Origin of the sequence: Nocardia farcinica (assembly GCF_029867845.1) — a bacterium.
Classification (GTDB): Bacteria; Actinomycetota; Actinomycetes; order Mycobacteriales; family Mycobacteriaceae; genus Nocardia; species Nocardia farcinica_A.
Window position 1 is genome coordinate 1 of record NZ_JARWRU010000219.1, and the last position, 2,037, is coordinate 2,037.

Annotated in this window: 1 protein-coding gene; it reads left to right on the forward strand. The window is 75.4% G+C overall.

Annotated features, from left to right (window positions below):
• Positions 1-112: 112 nt before the first annotated feature.
• On the forward strand, positions 113-2,037 hold a 1,925-nt coding region (locus tag QH283_RS04480), incomplete at its 3' end, for a KR domain-containing protein (RefSeq protein ID WP_280501747.1).

Below are 2,037 nucleotides of genomic sequence, written 5' to 3' on the forward strand. Positions count from 1 at the left end.
GGGGGGGGGCGCATCGTCGCCCCCGCCGGTCCCCGGCGGGGGGGGCGGGGTCCCCGCCGCGGGCGCCGGCCGCGCGGCCGCCGAAGGCACCCTGCAGGTCCGGTCGATCTCCATGGCCAAGCTGGCCACGCGTGGCATGACCGAACACCAGGATTCGCTGTTCGCGGTGGACTGGCCCGCCACACCGATCCAGCGCGCCACCGCGACGGCCGCGCCGGGCGAATGGGCGGTCATCGGGGAACTGCCAACGGAGATCCCCGGACTCACCGAGCCCACCGCCTACACCGACCTCGCCGCCCTGCGCGCGGCCCTCGACGTGGGGGCCGACGCGCCGAAGGTGGTGCTGCTGCCGTACTCGGCGCTGACCGCGGCGCCGGGACCGCGCGAGCGGGTCGACGAACAGCTGCGCACCGAACTGGCCGCCGCCCTGCCGGTGCTGCAGCAGTGGCTGGCCGACGAGCGGCTCGTGTCGTCCAAGCTCGTCGTTCTCGCCCGCGGCGCCCAGGCCGTCGGGGCCGCCGAGGACATCGGCGATCTCGCGGCCGCGGCGGTGCGGGCGCTGGTGCGCAGCGCCCAGTCCGAACAGCCGGACCGGATCGTGCAGATCGACCTGGACGAATCCGGGATCTCCGCCGACCAGCTCGCGGCCGTCCTGGCCACCGACGAACCGGAACTGGCGATCCGGCGGGGACGCTTCCACGCCCGCCGCATCCGCTCGGGCCTCGACGGGCTCGCCGCCCAGGGCGCCCTGCTCCAGGGCCGGTGGCGCCTGGACATCCCAGTTTCGGGCAACCCGGACGACATCACGCTGCGTGAACGCCCCGACAGTGCGGCGCCGACTCTGTCGCCGGGCGCGGTCCTGGTCGGGCTGCGCGCGGCGGGCCTGTCCTTCCCGGTCGCGCTGACCAGCCTCGACGCGCCCGCGGGCAAGCCGGGCAGGCTCGTGCACGAGGCGGCGGGCGTCGTTCTCGCCGTCGCCGAGGACGTCACCGGATTCGCCCCGGGCGAGGCGGTGTTCGGCCTGTTCGACGAACTCGCCTCCGAGACCGCCACGGATCACCGGCTGCTGGCGAAGAAGCCGTCCTCGTGGTCGTTCGCCCAGGCGGCGGCCGCGCCGGTGAGCTACCTGACGGCCTGGCACGCCCTTCGGCAGGAAGGCGCCGCGCGGGCCGGACAGCGGGTGCTCGTGCACGCGGCCACCGGCGGCGTCGGCTCCGCGGCGGTGCGCATCGCCCGCCATCTCGGCCTCGACGTCTACGCCACCGCCTCCGAACCCAAGTGGGAGGCGCTGCGCGGCAACGGGTTCGACGCCGATCGCATCGGCGACTCGCGCTCGGACCGGTTCGCGACGACCTTCGCGGGCGCGCGGGTCGACCTCGTGCTCAACCTGCTGCCCGACGAACTCACCGAGGTCTCGCTCGGGCTGCTCGCGCCGGGCGGCCGGTTCGTGGAGATCGCCAGGAGCGCCGTCCGCGAACCCGGGCGGGTCCGCTCCGAGCACGGGATCGAGTACTGCTCCTTCGAGCTGGGCGAACTGCCCCCAGACACCCTCGCGTCGTACCTGGCGGAGCTGGCCTGCCTGTTCGAGGCGGGCGCCCTGGCCCCGCTGCCGATCACCCGATTCGACGTGCGCCACGCGGCGTCCGCGGTGCGCTGGCTCAGTGAGGCCGAACATGTCGGCAAGGTGGTGCTGACCTGGCCCAGGCCGTTCGACCCCGCGGAAACCGTGCTGCTGACCGGCGGCACCGGCGTCATCGGCGCGATCATCGCCCGGCACCTGGTGCGCGCCCACGGCGCCAGGCATCTGCTGCTGACCAGCCGCAGCGGCGCGTCCGCCCCCGGCGTGGCCGAACTGGTGGTCGAACTCGCCGAGGCGGGCGCCGAGGTGCGGGTCGTGGCCTGCGACGCGGGCGACCGCGCCGCCCTGGCGGCCGTCCTAGAAACGATCGACCCCGCGCATCCCCAAGGCGCGGGGGTCCACCAGGCGGCGGGCCAGGCCCCCGCCGCCTTCGACGCGCTCACCCCCGAGCACCAGGA